We start from the raw sequence: 16,355 nt of genomic DNA on the forward strand, positions 1-16,355 counted from the left end.
GAGCAACGCAATACCGATGCCGCCGCATACCACCTTAAACACTAAACGCAACGCATAGCAAAGACTCCAAGCGTTGCGGATCACTTTCAAACAGTTTGTTAGTTGCTTTTTTCACCTTTCAGAATTGTGATTAACCACTTATTAAGACCACGTTTTAACGTATCTTCATCGTTATACAAAACCACTTGACTACCTGAAATATCGAACGTAATGTCTTCTGGTGCTCTAGCTATTATTATGACTTTTTTCCCTAGCGCGTGGGCTATTCCAAGCTCATAGAATACGTTAGGATTTCTTCCTGATATATTTGCCACCACTATTTCAGCGGTAACCATTCTACGTATAATATGACCCAAGATGTTGTTCATGACTTTAACGTCATCTCCCCTCGTGCACTTATAGTCATTTTCAACAAAAAAACTTTTCACCCAATTGTAGTCTTCTGAGTAACGATCATTAAAAGGTGTTAACACGAAAGCTGTATTCGGCTTAACTTTTGCGTCGACACCTGTAACACCAAACTGCTTTAGTACTTTATTGTTAATATCATCGCCATCTAGAATCAGGTGGTTTACAGACTTGAAACGCTCATCATTAATCTGAATTTTCTCATTTAACTTAGCTAGTTCAACTTCAATATCTTGACGATAACGATCTTCTTTATAGTCATACTTTTGCTTCATTTCGAAATACTTTCTCATCACATCGCGCAGAAAAAAGATGCCAGCAAGAACTATGACATAAATTGGTAAGCTACTAATGAGTGACTCTGTAAATAAGTTATAAATATCCATTTAGCTCACCGTATGCATCATTAGTTGAATTGAAAGACCGAGCATAACCAACGCGGCCGCCGACGAAATTATTAAGTATGTAAAAAGCGGTCCCTCAATGCTTCGCGCCTCAGAACCGTCATATTTATTAAAGAAGCCTATAGATACAGCCAAAATTATTAGGTAAAAAAAGCCCACGATCTGTAAAGCAAACGCTTCGCTAGGTTTATTGGTTGACGCAATAGCCGCAGCGAAAACAAACGATGAAGCAACTACTTTAACTTCGGCAGGAACAGCAACTATACTCTGGCAAATATCCGCTTTATCAGGAACGTTGTTGATATAGCACTTCAACGCAAAGTTAGTCACTAACAAGATAAGCGGAAAAAACCATACCCCTTCACTGATTAACCAAGTAGTTATAGCAGTGAGAAAACTTGGCACATCTTCAATCACTTACGTATCCTCATTTGAAATTTTATGCATTGTATAGCAATGTAAACTTTCGTTCTAACGCGAAGTTCAAATTAAGCAACTAACGCCCAATTAACGTTTGAGCAGCGCATACACTGAACTTAAACACGGCGCCGTAAACACTTAACTCAACTCGAAGAGAGAGCGCCAAGCATTGCGAATCACTGTTGAGTTGTTTGTTAGGCTTTACATTTCGTACAAACTTAATCCCATAGATGCCCCAATAACATACCAGACTCTTTGCCAAAGAACATGGACAAGATCTGTTCCAACAAAGCTTGTGTCTTCATTCCCATTGCGCAAAAGTTTTCCATTAGCTAGATAGGATAAGTCATAAGACGCCATAGTCTTTACACTCAATTGTTCAGGAAGAACTGAACGAAGTGGATGAACGTAAACCGGATCATCTGCAATTAGCATAAACTCGTCAAAAAGATGAGAAAAAGCTTCCATATGATCCCCTAATTCTAGCGAATACATCTCTTTTTCAATGGTGTTTATGCGAACTTCACCTTTTGGGTACTCTTGTATATAGCCATCTAAATCTACTAATTCTCGAGTATATTCTGGAGGATGGAAAACAAAAGCAGTAACAAATGACTTTTCGTGTAACCATTCAATAGCATGAGGTATAAACTCTTCAACTCTTACAGCTTCAAGGTTTCGCTTAGGGTGCAATTGCTTAAAGAATGCTAAGGCTTTTGATGTTTCTCTACATAAGTAGGGATAGTCGATGTACATAACCCGATACTTAGCTGGGGCTCGATGCATTCGTTCTTTATAGATTTCTCGTACTTCATCTACACACGCCTTAGGGTTACGAACAACTTCTCTCCCAGTAAATCTTATAACTGTATATCCAGCCCGAGACAAATACCTCTGCCGAAGCGCATCTTTTTCCAATTGCTCTTTTGAAGAGTGGTAGTCATGCCCGTCCAACTCAATAATAAGCCGAGCATCCTTAAGTAAAAAATCCACTCGAAATCTCGCATGCTTCTCTTTGTCACCAAACCAATGCTCAGTTTCAATGGCATCAGCAAGTTCACCAAGTTCTTTGCTGAATTCCTCTTCAATGTATGACTGCCCACGGTCTTTGTACCAACTTGGTGGAGGTTTAGGCTGACCAATATTACTCATTATGCCCTCAATTTTATCGTAAAGCTTAACGCCTTATAAACGGAATTTATTCGTCTTTGCATTCCACCTATGTTGCTGCCATTTATTATGAAACTCAAGTATTATCAACCTGTTGTGTGAATTGGTATGGAGTTACACGGGCCGTGCTACGGTTAAAATCCGTATAAGAGACCAAAGTACCGAGCAGATTAATTATGGCTGGCTAGTTCTTCCTCTGTTGGTTCCGGAAAGCCGTGAGGCAAAAGCGAGCCAGCAATTAGTGCTTCCACACTATCTCTAGTAATAATCTAACGGGAAAAAGTGAGAGGCTTTATGTCTTCTGAAACTATACGTGACCCAGTAACTCATACTACGCCACCTATAGCCACCTTGAAATGCAACTAAAACACGCTCACATTTTGGAGAACTTTCGTTGGAGCATTTTTGGAAACGGAAGTTTATTTCTATTTTTTAATTAGTTAATAGAAACAACTCTGCTGCCCATGCATACCACCAATATCTTTTTCATCCGATTACCCCTGAACTTTGTCTTGTTTTTTTCTGTTTCTATTTCATTATCATATACCGAACACAGAGGACTAGCAGCTAAACATAAGGAATCACCATGTCACTCTCCGAAGAGCAAAAACAAGATCGTCATAAAGCACGACAACAGAAAGTAAAAGAAAACGTTGATAAGAAGATCGCCAACGCTCAAGAAGAAAAAGGTTTGTTGTTAGTCATCACCGGAAACGGTAAGGGCAAGTCAACATCTGGCTTTGGTACCATTGCTCGAGCCGTTGGTCATGGAAAGCAGTGCGCGGTTGCTCAGTTTATCAAAGGAACATGGGATAACGGCGAACGTAACCTACTAGAGAAGTTAGGTGTTGAGTTTCAAGTGATGGCAACAGGCTTTACTTGGGAGACCCAAAACAAAACCGCTGACACGGAAGCAGCTCAGTTAGTTTGGCAAGAATGTAAACGCATGCTTAAAGACGAATCACTTGACGTGGTTCTATTTGACGAGCTGACCTACATGGTGAGCTACGGCTATATCGATTTGGAAGAAGTAGTAGAAGCGTTAACCAACCGACCTAAAATGCAATCTGTCATTATCACAGGTCGCGGTGCCCACCGAACGCTCATAGACATTGCAGATACCGTTTCAGAGGTTAAAAATGTCAAACACGCCTTCGAATCAGGCATAAAAGCGCTAAAAGGTGTCGATTGGTGATGTTCTAGCCAATCGAACCAAAAGAGTAAAAAATGAGATGTAAGTCTCATTTTTTACTGTATACTGCCCTCCCGTTTGCTAGGGCACTTCGCATTGTTGCGTAATCTTCTAGCTATACACCAATACAAGCCGTCACCAAGGAACTGTGAACGACCCAAGGATTTGGACCAGCTGCAATCTCCACGCTTGTAAAGGGTATAAAAATGGGCAAATTTATCTTCAGTTACCACAATCAGTGGTTTCCTCAGCTTTCCGCTGTTTCCTCTTGGTCATCGTATTCCATGCTTAACTGTCTAAGCTACGGTGAGGTGGCCCAATGTTAATGACTATCCTGTTTGGTTTTGTAGGCATTATCTCGTTGTTAGCCATCGGTTTTATTTTCTCCGAAAACCGTAAAGCAATTAACTGGAATACCGTATTACGCGCACTCCTCCTTCAAACATTGTTTGCTGCTTTTGTTCTTTACATTCCTTTTGGTCAACATGTTCTTGGCGCGATGAGTTCTGGTGTTGCCAAAGTACTTAGCTTCTCCGACGTTGGTATTCAATTTCTATTTGGTGATTTAGCTTCTGAAGGCTTTATTTTTGCCATCCGTGTTCTTCCTATCATCATCGTTATTAGCGCTCTTATTTCAGCACTTTACTACCTTGGCATCATGCAAGCGGTTATCCGCGTACTCGGTGGTTTAATTCAGAAGTTCTTGGGAACAAGCAAAGCGGAATCGTTGGTGGCAACCGGCAACATATTCCTATCACAAGGTGAGTCCCCACTGCTTATTCGTCCTTTCCTTGCAACTATGACACGCTCGGAACTGTTCGCAGTCATGGCGGGCGGAATGGCGTCTGTGGCAGGTAGTGTTCTTGGTGGCTATGCCGGGTTAGGCGTAGAGCTAAAGTACTTAATCGCCGCAAGTTTTATGGCTGCGCCAGGATCCCTAATGATGGCTAAGCTTATCGTACCTGAGCAACAAACTCCGGTAGCTCATGACTCTGTCGACTTAGATACTGGCGATCAAAGTAATGTGATCGATGCCTTAGCAGCGGGGGCAATGAACGGAGTAAAAGTTGCGGTCGCAGTGGGTACGATGCTTATCGCTTTTGTCAGTGTTATTGCGATGGCTAACGCCGCTATTGAATCCATAGCGGAGCTGTTTGGTGCGCAAGGAATCACATTACAACTGCTATTCGGTTACCTCTTCGCTCCAGTAGCTTGGCTTATTGGTGTCGATCAAAGTGAGATGCTGATGGCAGGGTCATTTATCGGCCAAAAGGTAGTCATGAACGAATTTGTTGCTTTCATCGACTTCATTCAGCATCAAGCTAGCTTATCGGAGCACAGCCAAGTTATCGTTATATTCGCTCTTTGCGGTTTCGCCAACATTGGCTCTATTGCCATTCAGCTAGGGTCTATTGGTGTAATGTCACCGGAGCGCCGCTCTGACGTGGCAAGCCTGGGCCTTAAAGCCGTGCTAGCCGGTACGTTAGCCAACCTAATGAGTGCTTGTTTAGCGGGCATTTTCATTGCGCTTTAACGCCAGGTAAAACTATCTTCAGGGTAGCAGTTTAAAGTGTCAGCTTGTTAGTACTTTAAATCTGCTATCCTCGCCTTAATTCTTACTGACTCCTCTCCCAGCAACAACACTCTGTCACCCCATTTAGGTACAATCAGACAATCAACTTGGCGTGAAACTGTCGTCACAATTGGTTAAATTAACACAAACACAACATCTTGATAACAAGGAGAGTTTCATGGAAAGTGGTCGTTTGATCCTATGGATTGGTAGTAATGAGCACCGATTTATACTTGGCCAAAGTACAACTCAACCTATCAAACAGTTAAAGCAAGACTGGGAAAATATCGAAAAGAGCCAACATGAGAGTAGCTATTCGATTACTCTGCAACATGACGGCTTGCCTACCCATGCTACTCACAACTTATACAAAACTATCACAATGGCCGCTGCCACCGCACTTATAGAATCATGGCAGCTTCTAGCAGTTGAGGAGCTCGAAGAAGAGCAAGATCTTGACTACCATTGGTAGCAACATCTCTAACGTAATTCGTTCCGCCAATACGAAAAATGCCAGCGTGATACACGCTGGCATTGGCTTTACTTGTAGCTGGCTAGTTTAGTTAAACAGCCCTTTTAGTAGCCCATCGACGGCTTTCTTGGTCTTTTCATCTTTAATACCAAGACGCTCAGTCGCGCGTTCTACTTCTTTTTGAGCTTTCTGTTTCAACACATCGTCAAACACAAGAGCGAACTTTGGATCAGTCCAAGCGCCGGTCACCTTGATTGGAATCGTAACATCACGCAGCTCCGTAATGCTTTGACCACCTTGCCCTTCCAATGTCCCTACGATAGAAGTGCGCACCAAAAAGTCGACCGTCTCATTAATGTAATTCGCAGATCCTTCACCTTGAATACGCAATAGCGGCGATTCTGCTGACATATCTTTGGTAGATACGACACCTTTGGCTAGCTTGAGTGTAGCTTTCATCGCGCTAAAGTCGGTTTTCTTAGGCCCTTTTTCAGCTTCAACAGACTGACCTTTAAAGCGAGCATAATTTTCTCTGATAATCTGTGCAACGTTGATACTATTGACGGCACCATCAGCAAAATTGATCTTCACCGTACCCGCTAGATTTTTCTCAATACCCGTTGGGGTCAAGCTCCTACCTGTAACATTCACATCGATATTGCCGGTGCCTTCGAGCATGTCGTTGTTAGCAACATCTTTTAGAAGCGGTTGTACTTTTACGCCTTTAATACGCTTCACGGCACTATAAGATGCTGGTGATTTACGCGCATCCAGTTTTGCTTTTGCTGTAATTGATCCGCTATACAGTTGAGAACTAAATGACGTTAGTTCTGCTACGCCACGATTAACATAAAAGTCGGCTTTTACTTTCTGCATGTGCGCATTAGCCGCTTTAAACTTATCAATCGTTACACTGCCTTTTACATCCAAGCCTTTAAGTGCACTTAAGTCAGGTTCTACCTCTTTCACAGGTGCAGATTTGCCTGAAGAAGCGGTTGGCTGGCCACCAGAATTGGCTGTTTTATTGCCAGTCTGAGTTTGGTTTAATCCTAAGAACTCATCAAGGTCAATATTAGGACTATGCAGTGAGAAGCGGACTTTCGGAATATCAGCCAATTGAACAGTCGCCTTCCCATCTAGCTCCATTTTATTGAGTGATAGTTTTTGAAGCACAAAGTTCAAGAAGTTCTTCTTAAGATCAAAGCTAAGATCTGATGACATTCCCACTTTCATTGGAGACTGAGGTAGTGGTTTACCCTCTAAGGTAGAGTCAAGTGTCAACGCGCTTAACTTAAGCATGGTCATCGCTTTATCAATTTCAAATGACGTACCACCTTTGGCATCGAAGCTAAGATCTGGCGTTTTACCTTTAACCGCAAACTCAATACTGTTTGGTTTATCAAATTCGAATGTCGCTACCGTAAGCTGAGCTTGCTCAACATTATTAACCGTATCTTGATATGTAGCATCAAACTTGATGTTTTTCAGTGCGTACTCAGCAAAGTCCTTGCTCAACTTAAAGTCTGCAGTACCTTTAGCAGTAAAACTCTGGTCGTTGTTTTGACCTTTCAAATCAAAGTCGGCTGTAGTCCATTGGTCCGCTGCGAACTGAGAGACATTTAAACCGACATCATAAAGCTTGGTAAATGACCCTGTTTCTTCGTTAGAAATCTCAAGTAACGCATTGGACACCGTCACACCAGAAAGTGAAATGCTCCAACCTTGTGCGGCAGACGCGGACGACGTAGTCTCAGGCTCGATCGCTGCCTTATCGGCTGGGGTTGCAGATTCAGCCTCTTTGCTAGCGGCAGTCAATGCGTCCAAGTTAGACGTTCCGTCTTTTAATGTTTCTAAATGGACTTGCGCACCATCAAGCGTCACAGAACCAATTTCTAGGGTTTTATCGAGCAGAGGCATCACCCCAACACTCACGCCAACTTGGCTGACACTGAATAGATTGGGATTCTTAAAGCCCTGAGGATTCTTGAGATTTGTTTGACCAAGTTCAAATCCAAGTGAAGGGAAGAACTGCCAACTGATGTCACCGCTTATTTCAAGTTCTAGACCAGTTTGTGCCTGAACCTGCTCAGTTATCATAGGTTTGAACTGATTAGGGTTTACAAACATCACCAAGGCGGCGATAGCGACGACGATAAGCACAATCGGGATCGCCAAGATAAGGAGTAGTTTTTTCATTCGCATCTTCCTTGCAAAGCGGAAAACAAAAAGTGGCACATAAAGTGCCACTAATCTATTAAAAAATAAAGCAATTTAAACGTTATACGTGCACCCGTTCAGTATAGAACAGTTTGGTTACTTATAACGTAAGAATTCAATCCGAATATTGTAAGGATTACGCTTTTAACAGCTTTGCGATGTGTGCTTTAAGTACATCGATCGCAATACGGTTTTTACCGCCACGTGGAACGATAATATCAGCGTACTGTTTTGACGGTTCAATAAACTGCATAAACATAGGACGAACCGTTTTTTGGTACTGCTGAAGAACGGATTCCATGGTACGTCCGCGCTCTTCAACATCACGTTTAACGCGACGCAGTAGGCAGATATCAAGCGGAGTATCCATAAATACCGTCGCATGCATTAGCTTGCGAAGACGAGGATCAGTCAGAAGAAGAATACCTTCAAGGATGATGACTTTCTTTGGTGTCATCGACGTAGTGTTATCAGTGCGAGTATGTTCGGAGTAGCTATATTCTGGCACTTCTACCGCTTCGCCTTGAATCAGCTTTTCAAGATGGTCACAAAGCAAGTCATGATCCAGTGCACTTGGATGGTCGTAGTTCGTTTTTACACGCTCTTCCATACTCAAATGACCTTGGTCATTGTAGTAACAATCTTCCGTGATCACTCCGATTTGATGGTCGCCTACCTTCTCGCGAAGTTCGTTATAGATTGTGCTCGCAATGAGGCTTTTTCCGGAAGCAGAAGCGCCAGCGATACCTACGATGACACATTGATTATTATCAGACATTCTTTGCACCTAGTACATATATGGTGGTGAGGACAAAACCGGGTAATTATATGGACATCAACCCTTAGATACTAGTCGAGATCTCACTTATTTGATGCCCAATTTTGCCCTCGCTCAAGAAATAGGAAATTGCAATCGATTACTTCATTTTACAAAGTAGAAGGCAATAAGAAACCGAGCTCACAACTAGCTCGGTTTCTCCGTTATTCCACCATTTTAAACAAGATGGATTCCGGTTTCGCTTTTCCATTCCAATACAGGTCTGCACATACTCTTTCAGCCAATTGTGTGTAGATCTGAGCATGCTCTCCCTCTGGATTGGACACCACAGTTGGCGCACCATTATCAATGGATTCTCGAATATCAATATGAAGCGGAACTTGGCCCAGCAGGTTAAGACCGAATTTCGAAGCCATCCATTCAGCACCACCTGCGCCAAAAATATGTTCTTTCGAGCCACATTGGCTACAAATGTGATAACTCATATTTTCGACGATACCCACCACAGGAACAGACACTTTTTCAAACATAGCGGCACCTTTGATAGCATCTGCTAACGCTAAGTCTTGTGGGGTGGTGACAATCAATGCGCCAGTCACCGGGATCTGTTGAGACAGGGTGAGTTGGATATCACCAGTACCTGGTGGCATATCAATCACCAGATAATCAAGTTCTGGCCATTCGGTTTCATTAAGCAGTTGAGCTAACGCTTTGGATGCCATCGGGCCGCGCCAAATCGCCGCATCATCAGAGCTAATAAGGTAACCGATAGATTGAGTATAAATGCCGTGCGCGGCAATTGGTTGCATCCACTTTCCGTCGCGGACTTCGGGATGCGCATTGATTTGCCCAAACATCATCGGAATAGATGGTCCATAAACGTCGGCATCGAGAATACCTACCTTTGCTCCAAGCTTACTGATGGCAAGCGCTAGGTTGACCGCTGTTGTCGATTTCCCAACCCCTCCTTTTGCGGACGTGACCGCTATAACGTTCTTCACGCCTTTGATTTCTGACGCCACCGTAGTTTCTAGCGCTTTCACTTGGCTTGATACAGAAAACTCAAATGCTGCCACTTGGTTTGATTGTTGCTGCGTTTTAATCCAAGTCGTCAGCTCTGAAATCAGCGATTGATTAGCGAAAGGCAACCTAATCTGAAATTCACCAGATGCCGATACAGACACTACATCCGGTGACTCGCTCCAACCCAGTTTTAGGTTTTCCCCGTGAAACTCCCCGAGCCACTGGCAAAAATCTTGTTTTGATTCGAACGTGCGCATCTTGCTTTCCTTATTATTTTTTAGTCCTGTTAAGATTAGCATTACGTCGCCAGAACCAGAACCCCAAAAAAGTTATGGGGATTGACTCTGGATACCTTGGAGTCATGGCGGTCATCATGTAGTATTAGCGAATATTTTACTCTGAATAAAGAAAGCGAAACTAAAGTATGGCAACCGATCCAAGAAACCTTAACTCAAGGAAACTGTTGGTCACTTGCGCGCTACCGTACGCTAACGGTTCTATTCACTTAGGACATATGCTTGAGCATATCCAAGCGGATATCTGGGTGCGCTACCAACGTCTACGTGGCAACGTAGTAAACTTCATTTGTGCTGATGACGCTCACGGCACACCAATCATGCTGAAAGCTCAGCAGATGGGGATCTCGCCAGAAGAAATGATCGCAGCAGTTAGCGAAGAGCACCAAAAAGATTTCGCTGGCTTCGATATCAGTTTTGATAACTACCACAGCACGCACTCAGAAGAGAACCGCGAGCTTGCATCTCACATCTATCTGGAATTGAAAAAGAACGGCTTTATTTCAAGCCGCACTATTTCTCAGTTGTTTGACCCAGAAAAAGAGATGTTCCTCCCAGACCGTTTTGTTAAAGGTACTTGCCCTAAGTGTAAGTCTGAAGACCAATACGGTGACAACTGTGACAACTGTGGTGAAACATATAGCCCAACAGAACTTATCAACCCTAAGTCTGCGGTATCCGGTGCAACACCAATCATGAAGGATTCAGAGCACTTCTTCTTCGACTTGCCTCAATTTGAAAGCATGTTGAAAGAGTGGACTCGATCTGGCTCACTTCAAACTGAAACTGCAAACAAGATGCAAGAGTGGTTTGAATCTGGTCTACAACAGTGGGACATCTCTCGCGATGCACCGTATTTCGGTTTCGAAATCCCTGGCGAAAAAGACAAGTTCTTCTACGTGTGGCTAGATGCACCTATCGGTTATATGGGTTCATTCAAAAACCTATGTGACAAGCGTGACGACTTAGACTTCGAAGAGTACTGGAACAAAGACAGTAACACTGAGCTTTACCACTTCATTGGTAAAGACATTGTTTACTTCCACAGTTTGTTCTGGCCTGCAATGCTTGAAGGCTCTGGTTTCCGCAAACCAAACAACGTATTCGTTCACGGCTACGTAACGGTTAACGGCGCGAAAATGTCTAAGTCTAAAGGTACATTTGTGAAAGCAAGCACTTACCTTGACCACCTAGACCCAGAATGTCTACGTTACTACTACGCTGCAAAACTGAACAGCCGTATCGACGATCTTGACCTTAACCTTGAAGACTTTACGCAACGTGTAAATGCCGATGTGGTGAATAAGATTGTTAACTTGGCTTCACGTAATGCAGGTTTCATTACTAAGCGTTTCGAAGGCAAGCTTTCTGAAAACTTCGCAGAGCCAGAGCTATACAATGAATTTGTAGCCGCCGCTGATCGCATTGCTGAGTTGTATGAAGCTCGCGAATTTGGTCGTGCAATTCGTGAAATCACCGCACTTGCTGACAAAGCAAACCAATATGTTGATGAAAAAGCGCCATGGGTTGTCGCGAAAGAAGAAGGTAAAGACCAAGAGCTACAAGATATCTGCTCTGTTGGTATCAACTTGTTCCGTGTGCTGATGACTTATATCAAGCCTGTAATGCCTGCTCTTGCTGCTCGCACCGAAGCTTTCCTAAACGAAGAGCTATCATGGGATGGCATCGCGCAGCCACTCACTGCTCATGAGATCACTAAGTTCAAGGCTCTGTTCAACCGTATTGATCCTAAGAAAGTAGAAGCAATGATCGAAGCGTCTAAAGAAGACGCAGCGGCAGAGCAAGCTGCGAAGGAAAAAGCGGAAGCAGCTAAGACGGAAACTGAACTAAGCAAAGACCCAATTGCAGAAGAGATCGAGTTTGATGCTTTTGCTAAAGTTGACATGCGTATTGCTCGTATCATCTCTTGCGAAGAAGTGCCAAAAGCAAACAAGCTATTGAAATTCCAGCTTGATATTGGTGGTGAAACACGTCAAGTATTCTCAGGAATTAAGTCCGCGTACAAGCCAGAAGAGCTTGAGGGTAAGCTAACCGTGATGGTCGCAAACCTAAAACCTCGTAAGATGAAGTTTGGCATGTCTGAAGGCATGATCCTAGCTGCAGGACCAGGTGGCAGCGATCTTTGGATACTTGAACCGCATGAAGGCGCTCAGCCAGGTATGCGAGTGATGTAACCGACTCTTTTATGACTAAAAGCCAGCCTTCGTGTTGGCTTTTTTTGTGACAGAATTCACACAAAATGTGCATTTGCACCAATTAGTCGCATTCCCATTGATTGACCAATATATAAGCCATTGTTTTCAATGGGATAATCAATTGGCATTGAGCTTGCTGAGACATAGACAGTAGATATTGTTCGACAAAGGAGGTCGTTATGTTTGTATTACTGTCTCTACTTCTATCTTTAGCCATACTTGCAGCAATCTATCGATATGCCAAAGTCACCGAGGCAAAAACTGAGCGTAAATATCAACTCATCGTTCATTTACGTGAGTTAGTCGCATTAGTCAGACAGCACCGCACCGCTACTCACTACACATTGATGTTTGAGCAGAAGAAGAATAAGCAGCTACAGAAAATTGAAGTTGCAATGGAAGAGTGCTGTCTTGCATTGACTGACATTGCTCACTTCGACAACAAGCCTATGTACCGTGTGCTGCACAGCAATATTAAGCTATTAAGTCGTTCTTGGAAGAAACACAGCGTCAACAAAAACCAAATTGTACATGGCAAGCTCATCCGCCAGACATTACTGCTGATTGATGACATTCTGGTTGCTTGGTTGATGGCTGTAGAAAGAGAGGACTTAGAACAAGAGTATCGTACTCTATGGCAAAGTGTTATTGACTCGCTTGATTGCCTAACTCAGTTAAGACTTTGTATTGATAGCATTGACTCTGAGCTCGGCAAACAACGCGCCTTGCATTACTGCAATCAAATCCATCGCAAGGTTAACCAACTTAGCTTAGTTGGTCCGCTGTCTATTCCTTCTCCTATATACAGCACTGCCATAGGAAAAATAGAGGCGTTGATTGACCATCCGAAAGCCGAGCTCGATAAAGAATTTATGTATCAGCTCACGTCGGAGCTCTCTGAACTTATATTCACCAACTACGATGGCATCATTAAAGAGCTAGCAGAAGAACTATACCAGCCGATTCCCAATTCGGTCATCGTCTGAAGCAAGACTTGCACTCACAAAAAAGGCCACAATTGTGGCCTTTTCATTTTTAACTGTCGTCTTCGGTAAAATCCGTCGGAAGAGTGGTCTTCATCTGATTCCAGATCTGACTACTCTCAATACCATAGTGACGAATAACCAACGGTAATTTGTCTCTATTACCCGTTTGGCAAACATCTAGAAGCTCTTTATAGAAGTTAAGAGCCAAGGCACGTGCTTCTGGATTCGAGAAGTAGTAGCTACCTACACGATCATAAAGCTTCTTAAGACCGTTAAAGATCAAACCATAGATTTGGTTCCCAGAATGGAATGCTAGGCGCTGGAAAAGCATGTAATCATAGAAGTTGAAAGTGCGAGCTACCAGCATGGCTTGGCGCTTAGCTTCATCTTTCTCACCTTCATCTTTTACGTTCTGTTTAATCTTGTCAGCGTATGGGGAAGAAGCAACAAACTCGTCCCACGACTCCGCTTTCAACAGACTCTCACAAGAATCAATCACACCTTCAATCGTGCGCTCAGAATTCTCTTTATTAGCTTTAAACGCATAGCGCATGAAGATTGGACTGATGTTCGTTCTCGCTGCTAACAAATCTTCTACGATAGAAGTCGCGTTATCCGCATCAAGAGTCATCAGCGTATCTAGGATATGAAGACCAGACGTCTCCATAAATTGATTCACTTTTGTTGGCTTGCCATGTTGGATCGTCAACCAACCATCTCTTGCTAGGCGCTGTAGTACTTCTCGAAGCGTGGTTCTTGTTACCCCAATTAGTTCAGATAGCTCTCGTTCAGCTGGAAGAATGGAGCCAGGAGGAAAACGGCCATTCCAGATGCTCTCAATAATATACTTTTCAGCGAACCCTGCTGGGCTCTTCGCCTTAATTACCATTATGGGGTGTATCCAATCATTTTATTTATTCGTGTATAGAACTCATCATACCACTACTTCGAGAATTTGGTAAACCTACACTACTTATATCTGTAACAATACCAAAATAGAGCAAATACTCCATTTTAACAATTTTCTCAGCATAACCATTTATAGGTACGAGGCATAAGTATTACATATTTATTAATGTTCTATTAACCTCAAACCCCTTATAGATTATGGTTATTCAACCTATCATATCCAAAACTAATCAATACGTTTTTATCGAGTATTAGGCGCAAATCACGCTAAAAAACATACTTTTTTGAAGGCTATGTTTCGAATATTATCCATGAGTCATGTTTTAGGTGGTCAGCCACCTAGAGGCTAAAAACGCAAATATTGTATAGGTCTATGTTTTGCTTATTACACATAGATCGCGTTTTTAACAAAAAGTAGAAATTTACCAATCTGAATTTGTAATTTTTGTTGACTATATCTTACCGAAGAGTAGAGTTTCGGGCGAAGCAAGGAGTGCTTAGCAACTGAGGGACTTGGCAAGTGAACAATGGTCTCCACTCCATGTAAGCATTGTTCGTTTACTAAGTTTTTTAAGTTAGATATTTTGGAAGCCCTCTCAAATACTCTCGTACCCTTGCATTTGTCGATTAATAACAACATAAGAGTATTACTATGCCGATGTCTTTAGGAAATGCTTTTATCAAGAACTTTCTTGGTAAGGCTCCCGATTGGTATAAAGTAGCGATCATCGCTTTCCTAATTATCAACCCTATCGTTTTCTTCTTCATTGACCCGTTTACCGCTGGTTGGCTGTTGGTCATTGAGTTCATTTTCACGCTTGCTATGGCGCTAAAATGCTACCCATTACAGCCTGGTGGCCTACTTGCAATCGAAGCCGTTGCAATTGGGATGACCAGCCCGGGTATGGTGAAGCATGAAATCGTCAACAACATTGAAGTTCTATTGCTTCTAGTGTTTATGGTTGCCGGTATTTACTTTATGAAGCAGCTTTTGCTGTTCATCTTTACCAAAATACTTCTCGGTATCCGCTCTAAAACAATGTTGTCTCTCGCATTCTGTTTCGCAGCTGCTTTTCTGTCTGCGTTCCTAGATGCTCTGACCGTTATCGCTGTTGTTATCAGCGTAGCTGTAGGTTTCTACTCGATTTATCACAAAGTCGCGTCTGGTCAACCTAGCAGTTCTTCTCATGACCATACTCAAGATGAACACTTATCTGAACTAACTCGTGATGACTTGGAAGACTACCGCGCGTTCTTACGCTCACTACTTATGCACGCTGGTGTTGGTACCGCACTGGGTGGCGTAATGACCATGGTTGGTGAGCCACAGAACCTGATTATTGCCGATCAAGCAGGATGGCTGTTCGGTGAGTTCATCATGCGAATGCTGCCAGTTACTGCGCCAGTATTCGTTTGTGGCCTTATTACTTGTGCACTTGTTGAGAAATTCAAGGTATTTGGCTATGGCGCCAAGCTACCAGACAACGTTCGTCAAATCCTTGTTGATTTCGACCGCGAAGAACGTAAAACACGTACTAAACAAGATGTTGCTAAGCTTTGGATTCAGGGTGCTATCGCAGTTTGGTTGATTGTTGCTCTTGCAATGCACTTGGCCGCTGTCGGTCTTATTGGCCTGTCTGTGATTATTCTTGCAACGTCTTTTACCGGTGTTATTGAAGAGCACTCAATGGGTAAAGCGTTTGAAGAGGCACTACCATTCACGGCACTACTTGCAGTGTTCTTCTCAATTGTTGCTGTAATTATTGATCAAGGGCTGTTCAAGCCAATCATTGATGCTGTGCTGCATATCGAAGACAAAGGTACTCAGTTGGCGCTGTTCTATGTTGCGAACGGTCTGTTGTCGATGGTATCTGATAACGTCTTCGTTGGTACGGTATATATTAACGAAGTGAAAACAGCATTGGTCGAAGGTGTCATTGACCGAGCGCAGTTTGACTTATTGGCCGTCGCTATCAACACAGGTACTAACCTACCTTCAGTAGCAACACCGAACGGACAAGCAGCCTTCTTATTCCTGCTTACGTCTGCTTTGGCACCACTTATTCGTTTGTCTTATGGCAAGATGGTAGTCATGGCCCTGCCATACACTATCGTTCTCGCTTTGGTCGGCTTATTTGGTATTGTTTATCTCTTAGAGCCAATGACAGCAATATTCTACGATCTAGGCTGGATTACCGAAGCCACAGGTAAGGTAATTGAGGCGAGTGTCTCATCTGGGCACTAATTTTTAGTTGATTGTGAAACTAATCCGCGTTAAAAAGCTCTGAGTA

General features: G+C 43.0%; 13 protein-coding genes. 6 read left to right on the forward strand and 7 right to left on the reverse strand.

The features are described 5' to 3' along the window. Positions 1-98 precede the first annotated feature (98 nt). The 3 genes from HOP38_RS11520 to HOP38_RS11530 form a co-directional block, all read right to left on the reverse strand. Positions 99-794 carry a TIR domain-containing protein gene (locus HOP38_RS11520; protein ID WP_198558102.1) on the reverse strand — a complete coding sequence of 232 codons (696 nt, stop codon included), beginning with the start codon at positions 792-794 and terminating at the stop codon, positions 99-101. Beyond that, a complete protein-coding gene (locus HOP38_RS11525; RefSeq protein WP_198558103.1) occupies positions 795-1,229 on the reverse strand; it encodes a hypothetical protein in 435 nt (144 codons plus the stop codon). A 204-nt stretch (positions 1,230-1,433) separates the two neighbouring features. Continuing rightward, positions 1,434-2,384: an endonuclease domain-containing protein gene (locus HOP38_RS11530; RefSeq protein ID WP_198558104.1), complete on the reverse strand. Its 951-nt coding sequence runs from the start codon at positions 2,382-2,384 to the stop codon at positions 1,434-1,436. A gap of 604 nt (positions 2,385-2,988) precedes the next feature. Here HOP38_RS11530 and cobO point away from each other — a divergent pair. From cobO to HOP38_RS11545, 3 genes are all read left to right on the forward strand, one after another. Beyond that, complete coding sequence (cobO, locus tag HOP38_RS11535) at positions 2,989-3,597, forward strand: cob(I)yrinic acid a,c-diamide adenosyltransferase (RefSeq protein ID WP_198558105.1); 609 nt, start codon at positions 2,989-2,991, stop codon at positions 3,595-3,597. A gap of 322 nt (positions 3,598-3,919) precedes the next feature. After that, positions 3,920-5,128 (forward strand): NupC/NupG family nucleoside CNT transporter, encoded by a 1,209-nt coding sequence (locus tag HOP38_RS11540; RefSeq protein ID WP_063606545.1) that lies wholly within the window; start codon positions 3,920-3,922, stop codon positions 5,126-5,128. Positions 5,129-5,345: 217 nt separating this feature from the next. After that, positions 5,346-5,639 (forward strand): hypothetical protein, encoded by a 294-nt coding sequence (locus HOP38_RS11545; RefSeq protein WP_198558106.1) that lies wholly within the window; start codon positions 5,346-5,348, stop codon positions 5,637-5,639. Between the two features lie 87 nt (positions 5,640-5,726). Here the strand turns inward: HOP38_RS11545 and HOP38_RS11550 are convergent, their stop codons facing one another. The 3 genes from HOP38_RS11550 to apbC form a co-directional block, all read right to left on the reverse strand. Beyond that, complete coding sequence (locus tag HOP38_RS11550; protein WP_198558107.1) at positions 5,727-7,835, reverse strand: AsmA family protein; 2,109 nt, start codon at positions 7,833-7,835, stop codon at positions 5,727-5,729. 157 nt (positions 7,836-7,992) lie between these two features. Then, positions 7,993-8,634, reverse strand: a complete 642-nt coding sequence (gene udk / locus HOP38_RS11555; protein ID WP_006070044.1) for a uridine kinase — start codon at positions 8,632-8,634, stop codon at positions 7,993-7,995. 203 nt (positions 8,635-8,837) lie between these two features. Further along, positions 8,838-9,914, reverse strand: a complete 1,077-nt coding sequence (apbC, locus tag HOP38_RS11560; protein ID WP_198558108.1) for an iron-sulfur cluster carrier protein ApbC — start codon at positions 9,912-9,914, stop codon at positions 8,838-8,840. 167 nt (positions 9,915-10,081) lie between these two features. On the opposite strand from apbC, the gene metG reads away from it, so the two are divergent. Both metG and HOP38_RS11570 read left to right on the forward strand, forming a co-directional pair. Further along, on the forward strand, positions 10,082-12,148 hold the full coding sequence (metG, locus tag HOP38_RS11565; RefSeq protein WP_198558109.1) for a methionine--tRNA ligase: 2,067 nt from the start codon (positions 10,082-10,084) through the stop codon (positions 12,146-12,148). 200 nt (positions 12,149-12,348) lie between these two features. Next, positions 12,349-13,155 (forward strand): hypothetical protein, encoded by an 807-nt coding sequence (locus tag HOP38_RS11570; protein ID WP_198558110.1) that lies wholly within the window; start codon positions 12,349-12,351, stop codon positions 13,153-13,155. A gap of 49 nt (positions 13,156-13,204) precedes the next feature. Here the strand turns inward: HOP38_RS11570 and fadR are convergent, their stop codons facing one another. Continuing rightward, a complete protein-coding gene (gene fadR / locus HOP38_RS11575; RefSeq protein WP_006070040.1) occupies positions 13,205-14,044 on the reverse strand; it encodes a fatty acid metabolism transcriptional regulator FadR in 840 nt (279 codons plus the stop codon). A 672-nt stretch (positions 14,045-14,716) separates the two neighbouring features. Here fadR and nhaB point away from each other — a divergent pair. Further along, a complete protein-coding gene (gene nhaB / locus HOP38_RS11580; RefSeq protein ID WP_038229448.1) occupies positions 14,717-16,309 on the forward strand; it encodes a Na(+)/H(+) antiporter NhaB in 1,593 nt (530 codons plus the stop codon). Positions 16,310-16,355 lie beyond the last annotated feature (46 nt).

Origin of the sequence: Vibrio mediterranei (genome assembly GCF_013364395.1) — a bacterium.
Taxonomy (GTDB): Bacteria; Pseudomonadota; Gammaproteobacteria; order Enterobacterales; family Vibrionaceae; genus Vibrio; species Vibrio mediterranei.

What these genes read in the sequence shown, in the direction of transcription:
- HOP38_RS11530 (WP_198558104.1), bottom strand. Translation starts at nt 2,384, where the DNA reads ATGAGTAATATTGGTCAGCCTAAACCTCCACCAAGTTGGTACAAAGAC.
- HOP38_RS11550 (WP_198558107.1), bottom strand. Translation starts at nt 7,835, where the DNA reads ATGAAAAAACTACTCCTTATCTTGGCGATCCCGATTGTGCTTATCGTC.
- HOP38_RS11520 (WP_198558102.1), bottom strand. Translation starts at nt 794, where the DNA reads ATGGATATTTATAACTTATTTACAGAGTCACTCATTAGTAGCTTACCA.
- nhaB (WP_038229448.1), top strand. Translation starts at nt 14,717, where the DNA reads ATGCCGATGTCTTTAGGAAATGCTTTTATCAAGAACTTTCTTGGTAAG.
- metG (WP_198558109.1), top strand. Translation starts at nt 10,082, where the DNA reads ATGGCAACCGATCCAAGAAACCTTAACTCAAGGAAACTGTTGGTCACT.
- HOP38_RS11540 (WP_063606545.1), top strand. Translation starts at nt 3,920, where the DNA reads ATGACTATCCTGTTTGGTTTTGTAGGCATTATCTCGTTGTTAGCCATC.
- HOP38_RS11570 (WP_198558110.1), top strand. Translation starts at nt 12,349, where the DNA reads ATGTTTGTATTACTGTCTCTACTTCTATCTTTAGCCATACTTGCAGCA.
- cobO (WP_198558105.1), top strand. Translation starts at nt 2,989, where the DNA reads ATGTCACTCTCCGAAGAGCAAAAACAAGATCGTCATAAAGCACGACAA.
- fadR (WP_006070040.1), bottom strand. Translation starts at nt 14,044, where the DNA reads ATGGTAATTAAGGCGAAGAGCCCAGCAGGGTTCGCTGAAAAGTATATT.
- apbC (WP_198558108.1), bottom strand. Translation starts at nt 9,914, where the DNA reads ATGCGCACGTTCGAATCAAAACAAGATTTTTGCCAGTGGCTCGGGGAG.
- HOP38_RS11545 (WP_198558106.1), top strand. Translation starts at nt 5,346, where the DNA reads ATGGAAAGTGGTCGTTTGATCCTATGGATTGGTAGTAATGAGCACCGA.
- udk (WP_006070044.1), bottom strand. Translation starts at nt 8,634, where the DNA reads ATGTCTGATAATAATCAATGTGTCATCGTAGGTATCGCTGGCGCTTCT.